Consider the following 15,748-nt stretch of genomic DNA (forward strand, 5'->3'; position numbering starts at 1 on the left):
TTCTGGAAGATTCTGCTGTCCGCTTTTCTGTATTCTTCTAATTTCAAGAATTATTTTTTCTTCATTTTCTGCATCATACCAGCCATCTTGCTGCCTGTCACCATCTTCATCATCTTACGAGTCTGGTCGAACTGCTTCAGCAAGCGGTTCACTTCCTGAATGCTGGTACCACTACCTTTGGCGATACGCGTACGGCGTGTACCGTTCAGAATTTCCGGATGAGTACGTTCTTCCGGTGTCATGGAATAAATGATGGCTTCAATGCTCTTGAAGGCGTTGTCGTCAATGTCGATATCCTTGATGGCCTTTCCTACTCCTGGAATCATGGAAGCCAGTTCCTTCAAGTTACCCATCTTCTTTATCTGGTGAATCTGTGTCAGGAAGTCGTTGAAATCAAACTGGTTCTTCTGGATTTTCTTCTGCAAACGCTTAGCCTCTTCTTCATCGTACTGCTCCTGTGCACGCTCTACCAAAGAAACGATATCACCCATACCCAGAATACGGTCGGCCATACGAGCTGGATGGAACTGGTCTACGGCATCCAGTTTTTCACCTGTACCGACAAACATAATTGGCTTGTTGACCACCGTACGGATAGACAGAGCCGCACCACCACGGGTATCACCATCCAACTTGGTCAATACAACTCCGGTGAAATCCAGACGTTCGTTGAATTCACGAGCCGTATTCACCGCATCCTGTCCGGTCATGGCATCTACCACGAACAGAGTGGCATCCGGATTGATAGCTTTCTTAATAGCTTCAATCTCGTTCATCATCTGCTCGTCGACAGCCAAACGTCCGGCGGTATCGACAATTACCAAATCGTAACCTTTCGCCTTCGCTTCCTGAATAGCATTCAAAGCAATCTGTACAGGATCTTTGCTGTCCGGTTCACTATATACCGGTACTTCTACCTGCTGTCCCAACACCTTCAACTGTTCGATAGCTGCCGGACGATATACGTCACAGGCCACCAGCAAAGGCTTGCGGTTCTTCTTGGCCTTCATCATGCGGGCCAGCTTACCAGAGAAAGTAGTCTTACCAGAACCTTGCAAACCTGACATCAAAATGACAGCCGGACGGTTCTTCAGTTCAATTTCTGCGGTGTCTCCTCCCATCAGGGTCGTCAGCTCATCGTGTACAATCTTCACCATCAACTGACTCGGCTTGACAGCTGTCAAAACATTCTGTCCCAGCGCCTTTTCCTTTACCGTATCAGTAAAATTCTTCGCTACTTTATAATTCACATCCGCATCCAGCAAGGCACGACGGACATCCTTCAAGGTTTCGGCCACATTGATTTCGGTGATTTTTCCTTCACCCTTCAATATCTTAAACGACCGCTCCAGTCTTTCACTTAAATTATCGAACATATATGTTGCTTTTTATTTATTATCAAAATTTTCCAGCGTGCAAAATTACAAAAAAATCAGTATGCTCAAATCTTTTTATTCTGCCATTTTGCTTTTTTCAGATAAATGAGGCTGAAAGTCAGCATCAATATATAGTAAATAACCTCGGTCGTGAAACAGATATCCACCGGTGCCTGAAGAATCATGCCTACCCCTACCACATAAAGAGCATAGAACACTTGTACACAGACTTCAAGCACCAAGGCAGCCTGTGTGTTTCCCGTGCCGGATATGCCATTGAAGTACACATTGGCCAGCGAAGAAATCAGCATGGCTCCACATACCACATACAATGCCGATACAGACTCGTGCCACAAAGCTTCTTCATTGGTATAAACTGACAGGATACTTTCAGGAAAAGCCACACAAAGTGCCACACATACCACCATAATCAAAAAAGACATGCGAGCTATTTTATGCAGCAACGTCAATACTCCCGCCACTCCTCCTGCCCCAATCAGGTTACTGACCAATGTATTGGCCGAAGTGGAAAGAGCCTGCACGGGTATCAGCAACACCACGTACACACTGCGTACAATGTTGGCGATTGCCAGCTGCCGCTGTCCCAAACGTTCCAGGGCCATGAAGAAGACAAACCAGATGGCCATAGCCAGGAAATACTGCACCATTGTAAAACACGAAATGCGAAGAATACGCCACACCATCGTCCAGTCGAACTGCCCGAAACGGTTCAAGCCATATTTTTTCAAATCTACCTTATAATAGGTATATAGCAGGAAAAACATCAGTGAAGAAGCTTCTGCAATAACCGAAGCCAGCGCAGCACCCCGTACCCCCATCTCCGGCAAGCCCAATTCTCCAAAAACCAATCCGTAATCAAGCACCACGTTCACCAGTGCCATAACCACCGCGTTCAAGGTTAGTACTTTGGTACGGGTTATCCCGATATACAATCCCCGGAACATAACATTCACGAAGGCAAACAGGAATCCCCAAATGCGCCAGACAAAGAATTCATACGTCGCTTCATAAATGGAATCGGAGGTAATCAGCAATCGAATCAAAGGTTCGGCCGCAAAATACATCAAGACCAGTAAACAGGCACCCATCCCAAGGCTGAAAGCGGAACCTTGCCACATGACCGGTCCCACGGCCCTATAATTGCCTTCACCGTTACGACGGGCTATCAGAATCTGTGAACCGACACTGAATCCAAAAGCGATGGTATATACACAGATATACAACAACCCTCCCATAGCCGATGCTCCCAATGCAACCTCGCCCACACGTCCTAAAAAGGCCGTATCGGTCACGTTAATCACATTCTGAGCCAACAAACCCAGAAAAATCGGATAGGTCACATGCCAGATTTCTTTATTGGTGTACATACGTCAGGAAATAGAATTGAGTAAAAACCGTATACTTTTGCAAAGATACACATTTCGCACAAGAAGTGAAGGAAAAGGTTAGAAATCGCTCCCCGCCAATTTGTTTCAAATAAAACAATTTCATTTAAAATAATTTTTGCACATTTTGTTGGTTACTGAGCAATTTTAAATTACTTTTGCGGCCTATTTTTAACAAACAACCTATAAAACAAATGAAAAAGATTCTTTTCCTCAGTGCAGCGACACTGAGTCTTTCCTTCCCGGCGCTTGCGGGAGATTATCTTACCAATACCAATCAGCATGCCGCTTTCCTCCGTATGGTTGCCAGAGGAGCTTCCATCGATATAGACGGTGTGTACAGCAATCCTGCCGGACTTTCCTTCTTGCCCCACGAAGGATTTTATCTGTCACTGACTGGACAAAGTGCTTATCAAACACGCGAAATAAATGCTACGTTCCCACTCTTTCAACAAGCAGACGGCGCCGGAACCAACCGCCAATACAAAGGAACCGCATCTGCCCCTCTTATCCCCAGTTTCCAAGGACTTTATAAAAAAGACAAATGGGTGATTTCTACCAGCTTCGCCATTACGGGAGGCGGAGGAAAGGCTTCGTTCAGCAACGGTCTTCCCATGTTTGATGCCCTGGCCATGGGAATGATCAGTCAGCAGACGGGAGGGAAAGTCACTCCGCAAATGTACGACATCCACACCGCCATGGACGGCAAGCAGTATATCTACGGGCTGCAACTGGGATTAAGCTATAAAATCAATGACTGGCTGAGTGTTTTCGCAGGCGGACGAATGAACTACGTGCAAAGTGGATACGAAGGCTACCTGAAAGCGTATATGAAAGAAAATCTGGGTGGCAGCCAACTGGCCAATCTGGAACTGAAGTGTGACCAAAGCGGATGGGGACTGACTCCTATCCTCGGAATTAATGCCAAACTGGGACGCTGGAACCTGGCAGCAAAATATGAATTCAAGACAAACTTGAACATCGAAAACAAAACGAATGTACTGGAAGTACCTGCGGGTACTCCGGAAGCCATCATGAAACCCTACGCCGATGGTGAACAGACCCCAAACGACATACCTGCTTTCCTGAGCGTAGCCGCCGGATACGAAATTCTACCCAACCTTCGTGCTTCAGTAGAATATCATTTCTTCGATGACAAACAGGCAGGCATGCTGAACGACCGACAGAAAACCCTGAAACACGGTACACATGAATACCTGGCAGGCGTGGAATGGGACATCACCAAACGGCTGACTGTCAGCGGAGGTTACCAACGGACCAATTATGGCCTCAGTGATGAATTCCAGACCGACACCAGTTTCTATTGTGACTCCTATTCGTTAGGCTTTGGCGCCAGAATCAACTTCACACAGGCATGGAGCATCGATGTGGCTTACTTCTGGACCCACTATGACAAGTACACCAAGGAAGTGGCCAGCTACAACGGTACCGGCCTCAGCGGCACAGATGTCTACTATCGTACCAACAAAGTCTTCGGCCTGAGCTTGAACTATAAATTTTAAACCTTTTCCGCTTCGTATCACAGATATCCAATCCTTTTGATGCGAAGCGGAAATTTTATATCCACATTCTCTTTTGAACAAATCGTTACATGATTGTTCACTCCATGAAAAAAAGCCAGTACTCATTTCCTTTATTCTTCACTTTTTATATATTTGTAACCTAATATCCTTACAAACCCTTCAAAAATTAAACTATGAGCAAAAAACTATCATGGGTACTCTTATTTACCTTATTAGGGAGTGTGGTATTTACCGGATGTACGGATGAAGATCCACAAAACAACAGCTCTACCACTAACCCATCCGACAATAACGAAGATAAGAATGACGATTCGTCACAAAGCATATCCTATGAAACCTATTATGCCAACATGTTTGGGAAAGACGTTTTGAAGACTTTTTATGTATGGAACGAGGAAATTCGTGATGACCTGAACCAATGGAACATTGAGACTAACAACGACCCCATCGGGACATTCGACCGCATAAGATACCACGAAGGAGAAAAATACATAGACAAATGGTCTATGCTGACCAACAATCTAACTTCCGTCACCAGTGAAATGAACGGTATAACCACTTCATTTGGATGGAACCTGACTTTTTACGATATGTCAAAGATAGAAAACAGAGAACAATACGTAGGGGTCGTCAACTTCGTATACAAAGATTCTCCTGCCGCTAAAGCCGGACTCAAACGAGGAGACATCCTCCTCACTTTAGACGGCCAAATCATTAATTCCAGCAATTACCAGAATCTCTATTATGGCAATACATTGACCGTCACACTCGGACTAATGGACCCGGAAAGTCATACTATTTACGACCAAAACAAGGAAGTATCGCTAACCGCCGTTTCCATGTATGAGAATCCGGTCATTTGCGATTCCATCTATGAATTCAACGGTAAAAAAGTGGGCTATCTGGCCTACACCAGTTTCGATCTTGCTTCCATCCCTCAACTCATTGAAATCAGCCGTAAATTCAAGGCTGAGCAAGTCAAAGAACTCGTCCTGGATTTACGCTACAATGGAGGAGGATATGTGATTACAGAACAGGTGCTGGCCTCCATGTTTGCCCCACAAGCTGCCGTAACCAACCAAGAAGTTTTTGAGAAAGAAGTTTACAACAAAATCCTGACTCAATATTATCAGGAAGAAGGGATAGATTTTGAATCTCGTTTTGGGACTGATTTTGAGTATCAGGATCAAGACCAAACCGTAAAAGTGAGTACCAAAGATGCCAATATCGGTTTGGAAAAAATTTATGGTCTGATAAGTTCCGGATCGGCATCTGCATCGGAAGCCCTTTTGGGAGGATTGATGCCTTACACGCAGATTGAACTTATCGGAAGCCAGTCGCATGGAAAATACTGTACCGGTTTACTCTTTTCAGCCAAAGACTTCTACGTGAAATCGCCTGCCGAACTCAACAACTGGGGAGCCTACGTCATGATAAGCATTTACCAGAACTCATTAGGAGAAACACCTTGCATGCCCGACGGCTTAACCCCTGACATTGCCATTGCAGACGATCCACGACTACCTTATGTCATAGGCGATGTAAACGAACCCCTCTTGAAACAAGCACTCATCGAAGCCGGGCGCACATATAATGAAGGCACGGCATCTGCAAGCCTCAGCCGCAGCATGGATTCCCAGTTCCGTAAACTGCCCCAAATTGAAAGTGCGACTTTTGGGAAACGCATTCTAACATTGCCTTCAAAAACCACACACAATATACTGTTCAAAACAGGACTTCAATAACACAATCATACTCAAAAAAGAAAAATCCGCCGACCAACCTTAAAAGTTAGCCAGCGGATTTTTTCTTCCCGTAAATATACGGATACTTCTCAAAGAATTATTCTTCCCACACCAGATAGGCAGAAATCAGCCAATGATTCAATTCATTGCCGCTTGCCGCCTGTGCATCCGGAATACTTAGCGTAAAGGTATGCTTGCCGGCCTTCAAATCTTTCAGGCAGATTTCTTCCGGCGTTACGTCCGAACCCGGACACCAGTTGGAACGAGACAAGTCGGAAGAGGCCAAGGGTTCTTCCACTTCCTTGGTTTTATAGCCCTCCTCACTAATATAAGCCGCCAGACGTTTGATCAACCACACTCCCGTAGCCGGATTAAAACGACGGAAAGAAGCACAATCGTCCCGCCAAGGAATAAAGTTATAAACCTCTTTTCCATCCACAGAGAGAATATTTCGCTTCTGCACAAATTCATCTCCTCCTTCATGGCCTCCATGACCGGTCACAATATATTTCAGACGGACATTCTTTGCATTCTCCGGTAATACGAAATCAGTAGAAACCGACTTACGGGCAAAGATATCCGGATACGTCTGACCGATATAATATACCGTATTCATCAAGGGCTCCACATGACGGCGCACCAGTTTCTCACACGTCACCGGGGTTTCCTTTATCTTCAGCTCCATGCTGGCCACATAACCTTCCGTCGTCCAAGTATCAATGAAGATGCCGACATAAGCCTCTCCTTTCAATGCCGGATACAAGTCGGTGATATCCTGTTCCCACTGTACACATTTCTCCCATTTGGGTATATAAACCGGACGGCGCTTGCTCGACAACGAATCATCATTCTCACTGAAATGTCCTACTCCGAAAGGTGTCATGAAACGCATCAGTTCAATCGTAGGCAGGTAATCTTTTCCCGGCACGATTCCCACCATATTCTCCAATTTCAGGCTGTCTATTTCCGGGAACTTCTTTTTTCCCTGCGCAATACTCAACAGATTAATGGCCGAATGTTTCGGTATCACGAAGCAAGAACCCGACTTATCCCAGCGGTCGCCATTCGAAGCCAATGTCACTTTCACACTGACCGTCACATCCCGCTGGTAATCGGGAATCTGAATCTTCTTCAGAATGATTCGCCCGTTCACCAAATGAATGACTCCATTTCTATCCGCTGCGGAATAATTGGCATACGTATCCGGTGCGAAATGGATATTCTCCTTATTAAACACAGTCAAGTTCAAATCTCCCTTGGCCGGGAGTTCCTTATGTCCTGCCGCATATACATTCAAGGCCACGCACAAGGAAACAAACATGCTTACTATTTTCATAACTTCTGTAGATATTAATTACTTTCAATGACCTGTCCCGCTCCCCGATACAATTTCACCGGTCCGTCCAACAGCACGGCCACAACGGTTATCTGCGAATCCAATACACGGTCGGGAACCTCTATATACAAATTGCCCGGTACCTCACTCCAATAGTTTTTGTTGTATACCTTATAGGACAACATGGCCCCATTACCTACTACCCATACCCGGTTCACCTTGTTCATTAACCCTTTTACCTCAATCGGTCCGTTAGGCTTATAGGGCAAATACAAATACAGAATATCTCCACCTTTATTTAAGGTAGTATATCCTTGAAAATGTTCCGTCGGGATGCCCGCACGGGTGTCATAGATGGCTTCTTTGTGCTTCTTGGTCCAACGGCCAAACTCCTTCAGGATGGCTACCTGCTCTTCCGGAATGGTTCCATCTTCCTTCGGACCGATATCCAGCAACAGGTTTCCTCCCATGCTCAGGCAGTCGACAAACGTACGCAACAGGATAAAAGGAGATTTATAATTGGTATCGGTATGCTGATAGCCCCAGGAATCGTTCATGGTCATGCATAATTCCCAATACTTATCCTGAGGACGCACAATAGGCACTCCCTGCTCAGGAGTAGCATAATCGCCATAGCCTTGGATACGGGAATTGATAATCACATCTTTGTTGTCCGACCGCAGCAACTCCACAATTCCCTTCGAGTTCCAAGCCTCAGCCGTCTGTTCCCAATCTCCGTCAAACCAATACAAATCCGGTTTCCACGTCTTGTTCAATTCCGACAACTGGGCCATATTGAATTCCACAAACCGTTTCCAGCGTACAGAATCATTCGTATAACGCACATCGGTCCGTGTCATGTTCGGATAATCCGGATGCGACCAGTCCAACAGCGAATAATAAAATCCCAGTTTCAGTCCCTGCTTACGGACTTCTTTCACAAAAGGACTGAGCAAGTCCCGTTTCGCAGCCGTTGATTTCACAGTGCTCAACGATCCGGCCTTGGTATCCCACAAAGCCACCCCATCATGGTGCTTGGTGGTAATGACCGTATAGCGTGCGCCACTCTCCTTTATCAAATCTACCCATGCTTTGGGGTCATACTTGGAGGCCGTAAACCCATCCTTCTGACTCATATACTCTTCATAAGGCAGATACTTGTTGAAAAAAGACCAGCTCTCGGAAACCCCTTTCACTGAATAAATTCCCCAATGGATAAAAATGCCCAACTTCGCATCGGCAAACCACTCCATCCTTTTTTCCTTCTGCACATCCTGCGATACTTTATCCGATGTCTGTCCCCAAACTGGGGTCCCCACAATACACAAAGACAGCAGGGTCGCAAATAATTGATTCTTCATCATAATAAAAGATTTAAATTAACAATTAACTCCATGAGAACCTGTCCTGCACTTTTACAAGAAAGATCTTGTGTGCAAAAACAACCTATTTCCTCGATTTTCAAAGATACGGATTTATCCACTACAATTTTGCTCATCAGGAATTTTTCTCTCATTTCATAAACCCAAAACCCATAAAAAAAGCACCATACTCGCTAAAGTATGATGCTTTACTCTAAAAAACAATAGAACTAGCGGAAGCTGGGGGATTCGAACCCCCGGTACGGTAACCCGTACGGCAGTTTAGCAAACTGCTGGTTTCAGCCACTCACCCAAACTTCCAGTAGCTGATGGTAGCGCATACGGGAATCGAACCCGTGTTTCAGCCGTGAGAGGGCCGCGTCCTAGGCCACTAGACGAAAGCGCCATTTCTCTTTCCCAATACAAAAGCGGAAGCTGGGGGATTCGAACCCCCGGTACGGTAACCCGTACGGCAGTTTAGCAAACTGCTGGTTTCAGCCACTCACCCAAACTTCCAAACTTTTTGGGAAAACGCATTTTCTCTCAAATGCGGTGCAAAGATAGAGTGAGTTTTTGAGTTGTGCAAGCTTTTACAGACTTTTTTTATGAAGCAATCCCCTCCCTATCGGGTCTATTTCTAAATCTCATCTATTTTTGTAATTAATACAAATAATAATATACCACAAAATAGGTATTGTGCAACAACGGCTTTTTCACTACCTTTGCACACGGTTAGAGAAACCAAATTCACATCACTTTTTAATATTTTAATTTTATGGCAATGAATTTCAAAGAGGGTCGTTGGAACCATGAAATCAACGTAACCGATTTCGTAAAGACAAACATTACGCCTTACGAAGGCGACGCTTCATTCCTAACGGGTCCAACCGAACGTACAAAAGCTGTTTGGAACAAATGCTTGGAAGCGCTGGCAGAAGAACGCGCAAACAACGGAATACGCTCTCTTGACCCATCTACTGTATCCACCATCACTTCTTTCGCACCAGGATATATTGACAAGGAAAACGAAGTCATCGTAGGTTTGCAAACAGATGAAGTTTTACGTCGTGCCATCAAACCTTTTGGCGGTATCAAAGTCGTAGAAAAAGCCTGCCGCGAAAATGGCGTGGAAGTAGACCCCAGAGTAAAAGACATTTTTACCCATTACCGCAAAACACACAATGACGGTGTGTTCGATGCATATACAGAAGAAATCCGTTCATTCCGTTCTCTTGGCTTCCTGACAGGATTGCCCGACAATTACGCCCGTGGACGTATCATCGGTGACTACCGCCGTCTGGCACTCTATGGTTTGGACCGTCTGATTGAAGCCAAACAGAATGACCTGCGCCACCTCACAGGTCCGATGACGGATGCCCGCATCCGCCTTCGCGAAGAAGTGGCAGAACAGATCAAAGCCCTGAAGGAAATCAAGATCATGGGCGAACAGTACGGACTGGAATTAGGACGTCCTGCATTGAATGCACAGGAAGCTGTACAATGGGTATACATGGCTTACCTAGCTGCCGTAAAAGAACAGGACGGTGCGGCCATGTCGTTGGGTAATGTGTCTTCCTTCCTGGATATCTACATTGAATATGATATGAGGCGTGGTCTGCTGGATGAGGCTCACGCACAGGAACTGATTGACCAGTTCGTCATCAAACTGCGTATGGTACGTCATCTGCGCATGCAGGCTTACAACGATATTTTTGCAGGCGACCCGACTTGGGTAACCGAATCTATCGGCGGACGTTTCAATGACGGTCGTACCAAAGTCACCAAGACTTCTTTCCGTTTCCTGCAGACATTGTACAACCTCGGTCCTTCACCTGAACCGAACTTGACGGTACTGTGGAGTCCGGAACTGCCGGAAGGATTCAAGAGATTCTGTGCACAGGTATCTATCGACACCTCTTCTATCCAATATGAAAACGATGACCTGATGCGTGAAGTACGCAACTCAGACGACTACGGTATTGCCTGCTGCGTTTCTTATCAGGACATCGGCCGCCACATCCAGTTCTTCGGTGCACGTTGCAACCTGGCAAAAGCCTTGTTGCTGGCCATCAACGGTGGACGTTGTGAAAATACAGGAACACTGATGGTGAAGGGCATTCCGGCATTGACCAGCGATGTGCTGAACTTCGAAGAAGTATTGGCCAACTACAAGAAAGTGCTGAAAGAAATGGCCCGTGTATACAACGAAGCCATGAACATTATCCACTATATGCACGACAAGTACTACTACGAAAAGGCACAGATGGCCTTCGTAGACACTGACCCGGCTATCAACCTGGCTTACGGTGTAGCAGGTATGTCTATCGCCGTGGATTCACTTTCAGCCATCAAGTATGCCAAAGTAACTGCCCGCCGCAATGACATCGGCCTGACAGAAGGCTTCGACATCGAAGGCGAATTCCCTTGCTTCGGTAATGATGACGACCGTGTAGACCACCTGGCTGTCGACCTGATTTACTACTTCGACGAAGAACTGAAGAAACTGCCGGTTTACAAGAACGCCAAACCGACACTGTCTATTCTGACCATTACTTCCAACGTGATGTACGGAAAGAAAACAGGAGCTACTCCTGACGGACGTGCCAAAGGGGTAGCATTCGCTCCCGGAGCCAATCCGATGCATGGACGTGACAAGAACGGTGCCATCGCTTCTCTGAGTTCTGTAGCCAAATTGCGCTATCGCGACTCACAGGACGGTATCAGCAACACCTTCTCCATCGTACCGAAATCATTGGGCGTGGATATGGAGAACCGTATCGAAAACCTCGTGACAATGATGGACGGTTACTTTGTAAAGGGTGCCCACCACTTGAACGTGAACGTACTGAACCGGGAAATGCTGGAAGATGCCATGGAACATCCGGAAAAATACCCGCAACTGACGATTCGTGTGTCAGGTTATGCCGTGAACTTCATCAAACTGAGCCGTGAGCATCAGTTGGAAGTGATTTCACGCAGCTTCCACGAACGCATGTAATTCGCTAAATAAAGTTTCATTTAGACACAAGTTGCCCCAGCAAAAAGAGGTGGCTTGTGTCTATTATTTTTTATCCACCATGATCAGAGTACATTCATACGAATCATTAGGCACTTACGACGGCCCCGGAATCCGACTGGTAGTGTTCCTGCAAGGATGCAACTTCCGGTGTCTGTATTGTGCCAACCCCGATACCATCGATGCCAAAGGCGAAAGCAAGGAAACCGCTCCGGAAGAAATTCTCAGAATGGCCGTAAGCCAGAAGCCCTTCTTCGGGAAAAAAGGAGGCATCACCTTCAGCGGCGGAGAACCTACCTTCCAGGCAAAGGCCCTGATTCCTTTGTTTCGCATGCTGAAAGAAGCAGGCATCCACATTTGTGTAGACAGCAACGGCGGCATCTGGAACGAAGATGTCAAGGAACTGTTTTCACTGGCCGACCTCGTCTTATTGGATGTCAAAGAATTCAATGACGAACGCCACAAGAAGCTGACCAGCCGGAGCAATGCGCAAACCTTAAAGACCGCAGCCTGGCTTGAAGAAAACCATAAACCCTTCTGGCTTCGCTATGTGCTGGTGCAAAACTACAGCTACTTCAAGGAAGACATCGAAGCATTAGGAGAATATTTTAAAGACTATCAAATGATTGAGCGAGTAGAAATCCTTCCCTACCACACCTTGGGTGTGCACAAATATGAGGCCATGAAAATGGATTATCAATTAAAGGATGTCAAACTCAATACCCAGGAACAGTTAGACGAGGCCAAACAGCTGTTCAGTAAATATTTCAAGACAGTTTACGTGAACTGATTTTTCTACTCACAAAAAGCATTTCAGCATCCATCCAGTCATTCAAATCCGATGGATGAAGTGAGAAATTCCAAAAGCCGCCTCGCATTTACCTCGACACGAACGTGACGAGGTCTTGACGCGCACGTGCGGAGGTCTCATCACGTTCGTGACGAGAGGTTGACACGTTCATGACGAGGCATTTATGACTTTGCATTTCAGAGAAAACGCATCAAAACTTAATCAAACCTGCAAGGTGATACTTAAAAAGGCCGTTCCAAACCCAAGTTTGAAACGACCTTTTTTTAAGTCCTTATTGTATGATTCAATCAGAATAACAGCACAGTCAATTCCCGGGCACCGTGTGCACCCAACACCAAGGCCTGTTCAATATCTGCGGTCTTAGAGGGGCCTGAAATAAAGACCCCATAACCGTATTCACCCGTATCAATTTCCTGATAAGCTTCGTGCATATTGTTGACCAGGTTCTTCCGGTCAAGCAAAAGAATCAACGCTTCAGAAATGAAATACACGGCACGCTGCTCTACGTCCTGTTCAATCCAAACCGCTCCATTTTCACAGACTCCTACCCGTCCACGTACTACAGCCAAATCGGTCCCGTCCAGTTCGGCCGAAGAAGCCACATCATCCGGATGGAAAGTGGCGCAGGTAATCTCTTTCAGATTGGATGCAATGCGTTTGGCATCCGGATACAGGTTGTGAATCAACACATTCACATCTTCTCCCGGCTTCACTTCTACTACATGTCCGCCAACCTCGCCCACTGTCTTACAAAACTGTGCTACTGGATCGGCATAAGTAATCGCTTCTTTTTCCAGTGTCGATAAGTCGGGCTTCTCATAACGTACCCGTGTATTCCGACGGATATTCTGTAATATATCTTCTCTACTGCTCATGAATACTTATTTTACTTTACCCTTTTTCCACATATCATTAAAACTTTCCTTGGCAAACTGCGGCATATCGTGCTCTTTTCCCCAGTCGTTCATGCCATTGTAAACCATTACACGAGGGAATGAATTGACCCATGAAGCATGACCCAAGGCGAAATTAAACAGTCCCGGATGCTCCATCAGCACCTTCATTCCGCCCGACATCACGCGTTTGGAAGAGCTGGCCACACCCAAGCCATCCAGTTTCTGACGCCAACGGTAAATCTGGTCAGCCAAATCGACTTTAGCCGGACATACGTTCTGGCAAGAATAGCACAAAGAGCAAGCCGATACATTGTCGTAATAATGCAACGGGGCCTTCAGCATACCCAAATTGATACCAATAGGTCCCGGAATGAAATACGTATAAGAATAACCTCCTGAACGACGGTATACCGGACACGTATTCATGCAGGCTCCGCAACGCAGGCAGTTCAACGTCTTCACATGCTCCTGATCGGCCAGAATATTGCTTCGTCCATTGTCTACGATAATGATATGCAATTCTCCTCCCTTACGAGGCTTGCGATAATGAGAGGTATAAGTTGTAATCGGCTGTCCTGTACCCGAACGTGCCAGCAGACGGGTAAATACCCCCAAGGCTTCCCGGTCGGGCACAATCTTCTCCAGTCCGAAAGCGGCAATCTGCAGTTTCGGCTGTGAAGTTCCCATATCGGCATTTCCTTCGTTGGTGCATACCACAAACTCACCGGTAGAAGCCACTGCAAAATTGGCACCGGTCATGGCAGCTTCTGCTTCGATAAATTTATGACGCAGATTCTTGCGGGCGGCATGTGTCAGGTAAGTCTGATCGTTGTTGCCCGGTTCCGTACCCATTTCCTTCACAAACAATTCACCGATTTCTTCTTTCTTGATATGGATGGCAGGCACCACAATGTGACTCGGCTTCTTGTGCATGAGCTGAAGAATTCGTTCGCCCAAATCACTTTCCACCACGTCGATGCCTTTCTGCATCAGAAACTCATTCAATCCACACTCTTCGGCCAACATGGACTTGCTTTTGATGAAGTGATGCACATTGTGTCCGTGCAGAATATTATAAATAATAGAACAATACTCATCGGCATCCTTCGCCCAATATACATGGGCCCCGTTTGCCTGCGCATTTTTTTCAAATTCCTGCAGGAGCTGGTCGAGGTGACTGTTACTGTACATCTTGATGGCAGAAGCCATGTCACGCAAATGCTCCCATTCCGGTACTTCCCGGCTCATCTTATCACGTTTGGCACGCATCATCCACAACGTCTGGTCGTGCCAGGCTGCCAGTTCCCTGTTTTCCTGAAACTTCTCGGCAGCTTTTGAATGTTTCGTACTCATAATCCTGCTGCTAAAACTTCTACGATATGAATGGTTTTAATGGGTAATTTGTCACGGGAAATGATTCCGTTCTGGTGCATCAGGCAAGAACTGTCCGCACCCACAATGTATTCGGCTCCCGTATCAATGTGACGTTGCACCTTGTCGCGTCCCATTTGTCCGGACACGGCATGTTCTTCCACAGCAAACATACCTCCAAAACCGCAACATTCATCCGGACGTTCCGGTTCCACTACCTCGATGTCTTTTACCAGCGACAACAAATCGCGCAGTTTATTATAGTAAGGTATGTTCAATTCACTCGGAGAAGAAAGATGCATCAAGCGAACTCCATGACAACTGTTCTGGATACTCACTTTATGCGGAAAAGATGCCTTCAAAGAAGTAGGTTTTACCACATCATGGATAAACTCACAAATATCATAAATTTTCTCTTCACTGGCACAACGGTGTGACTCTTTCGCCAACAGATTGCCATAATGGTCGCGTACAAACACTACGCAACTGGCCGACGGGCCTACGATGTAATCATACTGTTCAAAAAGCCGGTCAAAGCGCTTAGCCAGCTCTACAGACTCGTTTTCAAACCCCGCATTTGCCATTGGTTGTCCGCAGCAAGTCTGATCCAGCGGATAATCTACGTCCACTCCCAGACTCTTCAGCAACTTAAAAGAAGCTACTCCCACCTGTGGATAAACGGCATTGATATAACAGGGAATAAATAATCCTACTTTCATATATCTAAATCAGTTATTAGTCTTCTTTCGGTTGGCAAAAGTAAGAGGTTTTCTTCGGATATGAAAATTTTCCTTTGCATTTTGAACATGATTTCAATTCGGACAACAAAATGTTACAAATGCGCGCGCCCCGCGAATCACTTCGCAGGGCGCACCCAACTAATAAC

Annotated in this window: 11 protein-coding genes and 3 tRNA genes; 4 read left to right on the forward strand and 10 right to left on the reverse strand. The window is 46.0% G+C overall.

Translation table 11 applies throughout. The features are described 5' to 3' along the window. Nucleotides 1–50: 50 nt before the first annotated feature. On the reverse strand, nucleotides 51–1,376 hold the full coding sequence (ffh, locus tag H6A28_RS00385) for a signal recognition particle protein (RefSeq protein WP_204474868.1): 1,326 nt from the start codon (nucleotides 1,374–1,376) through the stop codon (nucleotides 51–53). 65 nt (nucleotides 1,377–1,441) lie between these two features. Beyond that, nucleotides 1,442–2,764 (reverse strand): MATE family efflux transporter, encoded by a 1,323-nt coding sequence (locus H6A28_RS00390; RefSeq protein ID WP_204474866.1) that lies wholly within the window; start codon nucleotides 2,762–2,764, stop codon nucleotides 1,442–1,444. A gap of 212 nt (nucleotides 2,765–2,976) precedes the next feature. On the opposite strand from H6A28_RS00390, the gene H6A28_RS00395 reads away from it, so the two are divergent. Continuing rightward, nucleotides 2,977–4,305: an OmpP1/FadL family transporter gene (locus H6A28_RS00395; protein WP_204474864.1), complete on the forward strand. Its 1,329-nt coding sequence runs from the start codon at nucleotides 2,977–2,979 to the stop codon at nucleotides 4,303–4,305. A gap of 194 nt (nucleotides 4,306–4,499) precedes the next feature. After that, nucleotides 4,500–6,071: a S41 family peptidase gene (locus H6A28_RS00400; RefSeq protein ID WP_204478531.1), complete on the forward strand. Its 1,572-nt coding sequence runs from the start codon at nucleotides 4,500–4,502 to the stop codon at nucleotides 6,069–6,071. Nucleotides 6,072–6,168: 97 nt separating this feature from the next. On the opposite strand, the gene H6A28_RS00405 is transcribed toward H6A28_RS00400, so the two are convergent. From H6A28_RS00405 to H6A28_RS00425, 5 genes are all read right to left on the reverse strand, one after another. Then, nucleotides 6,169–7,407 carry a PNGase F N-terminal domain-containing protein gene (locus H6A28_RS00405; RefSeq protein WP_204478532.1) on the reverse strand — a complete coding sequence of 413 codons (1,239 nt, stop codon included), beginning with the start codon at nucleotides 7,405–7,407 and terminating at the stop codon, nucleotides 6,169–6,171. 14 nt (nucleotides 7,408–7,421) lie between these two features. Beyond that, nucleotides 7,422–8,771, reverse strand: coding sequence for an alpha-L-fucosidase (locus tag H6A28_RS00410; RefSeq protein ID WP_204474860.1), 1,350 nt, complete (start codon nucleotides 8,769–8,771; stop codon nucleotides 7,422–7,424). A gap of 231 nt (nucleotides 8,772–9,002) precedes the next feature. Then, nucleotides 9,003–9,089 (reverse strand) — tRNA-Ser (locus H6A28_RS00415). A gap of 9 nt (nucleotides 9,090–9,098) precedes the next feature. Beyond that, nucleotides 9,099–9,174 (reverse strand) — tRNA-Glu (locus H6A28_RS00420). A 23-nt stretch (nucleotides 9,175–9,197) separates the two neighbouring features. Beyond that, a tRNA-Ser gene (locus tag H6A28_RS00425) sits at nucleotides 9,198–9,284 on the reverse strand. Nucleotides 9,285–9,543: 259 nt separating this feature from the next. On the opposite strand from H6A28_RS00425, the gene pflB reads away from it, so the two are divergent. Next, complete coding sequence (gene pflB / locus H6A28_RS00430; RefSeq protein ID WP_204478533.1) at nucleotides 9,544–11,766, forward strand: formate C-acetyltransferase; 2,223 nt, start codon at nucleotides 9,544–9,546, stop codon at nucleotides 11,764–11,766. Between the two features lie 79 nt (nucleotides 11,767–11,845). Further along, nucleotides 11,846–12,574: a pyruvate formate-lyase-activating protein gene (pflA, locus tag H6A28_RS00435; RefSeq protein WP_204474856.1), complete on the forward strand. Its 729-nt coding sequence runs from the start codon at nucleotides 11,846–11,848 to the stop codon at nucleotides 12,572–12,574. A gap of 308 nt (nucleotides 12,575–12,882) precedes the next feature. Here pflA and H6A28_RS00440 read toward each other — a convergent pair whose 3' ends face one another. Genes H6A28_RS00440 through H6A28_RS00450 form a run of 3 tightly spaced genes read right to left on the reverse strand, consistent with a single transcriptional unit; the run spans nucleotide 12,883 to nucleotide 15,581 of the window. Next, nucleotides 12,883–13,470, reverse strand: a complete 588-nt coding sequence (locus H6A28_RS00440; protein ID WP_204478534.1) for a LutC/YkgG family protein — start codon at nucleotides 13,468–13,470, stop codon at nucleotides 12,883–12,885. A gap of 6 nt (nucleotides 13,471–13,476) precedes the next feature. Beyond that, nucleotides 13,477–14,844 carry a lactate utilization protein B gene (locus H6A28_RS00445; RefSeq protein WP_204478535.1) on the reverse strand — a complete coding sequence of 456 codons (1,368 nt, stop codon included), beginning with the start codon at nucleotides 14,842–14,844 and terminating at the stop codon, nucleotides 13,477–13,479. Next, entirely contained in the window at nucleotides 14,841–15,581 is a 741-nt protein-coding gene (locus tag H6A28_RS00450; protein WP_204474851.1) for a (Fe-S)-binding protein, read from the reverse strand. The genes H6A28_RS00445 and H6A28_RS00450 overlap by 4 nt, the downstream gene beginning before the upstream one ends. Nucleotides 15,582–15,748 lie beyond the last annotated feature (167 nt).

The organism is Bacteroides mediterraneensis (assembly GCF_016900355.1).
GTDB lineage: Bacteria > Bacteroidota > Bacteroidia > Bacteroidales > Bacteroidaceae > Phocaeicola.

Coding starts and splice junctions, on each gene's coding strand:
- H6A28_RS00390 (WP_204474866.1), bottom strand. CDS start 2,764: ATGTACACCAATAAAGAAATCTGGCATGTGACCTATCCGATTTTTCTG.
- ffh (WP_204474868.1), bottom strand. CDS start 1,376: ATGTTCGATAATTTAAGTGAAAGACTGGAGCGGTCGTTTAAGATATTG.
- H6A28_RS00445 (WP_204478535.1), bottom strand. CDS start 14,844: ATGAGTACGAAACATTCAAAAGCTGCCGAGAAGTTTCAGGAAAACAGG.
- pflB (WP_204478533.1), top strand. CDS start 9,544: ATGGCAATGAATTTCAAAGAGGGTCGTTGGAACCATGAAATCAACGTA.
- H6A28_RS00405 (WP_204478532.1), bottom strand. CDS start 7,407: ATGAAAATAGTAAGCATGTTTGTTTCCTTGTGCGTGGCCTTGAATGTA.
- H6A28_RS00410 (WP_204474860.1), bottom strand. CDS start 8,771: ATGATGAAGAATCAATTATTTGCGACCCTGCTGTCTTTGTGTATTGTG.
- H6A28_RS00440 (WP_204478534.1), bottom strand. CDS start 13,470: ATGAGCAGTAGAGAAGATATATTACAGAATATCCGTCGGAATACACGG.
- pflA (WP_204474856.1), top strand. CDS start 11,846: ATGATCAGAGTACATTCATACGAATCATTAGGCACTTACGACGGCCCC.
- H6A28_RS00395 (WP_204474864.1), top strand. CDS start 2,977: ATGAAAAAGATTCTTTTCCTCAGTGCAGCGACACTGAGTCTTTCCTTC.
- H6A28_RS00450 (WP_204474851.1), bottom strand. CDS start 15,581: ATGAAAGTAGGATTATTTATTCCCTGTTATATCAATGCCGTTTATCCA.
- H6A28_RS00400 (WP_204478531.1), top strand. CDS start 4,500: ATGAGCAAAAAACTATCATGGGTACTCTTATTTACCTTATTAGGGAGT.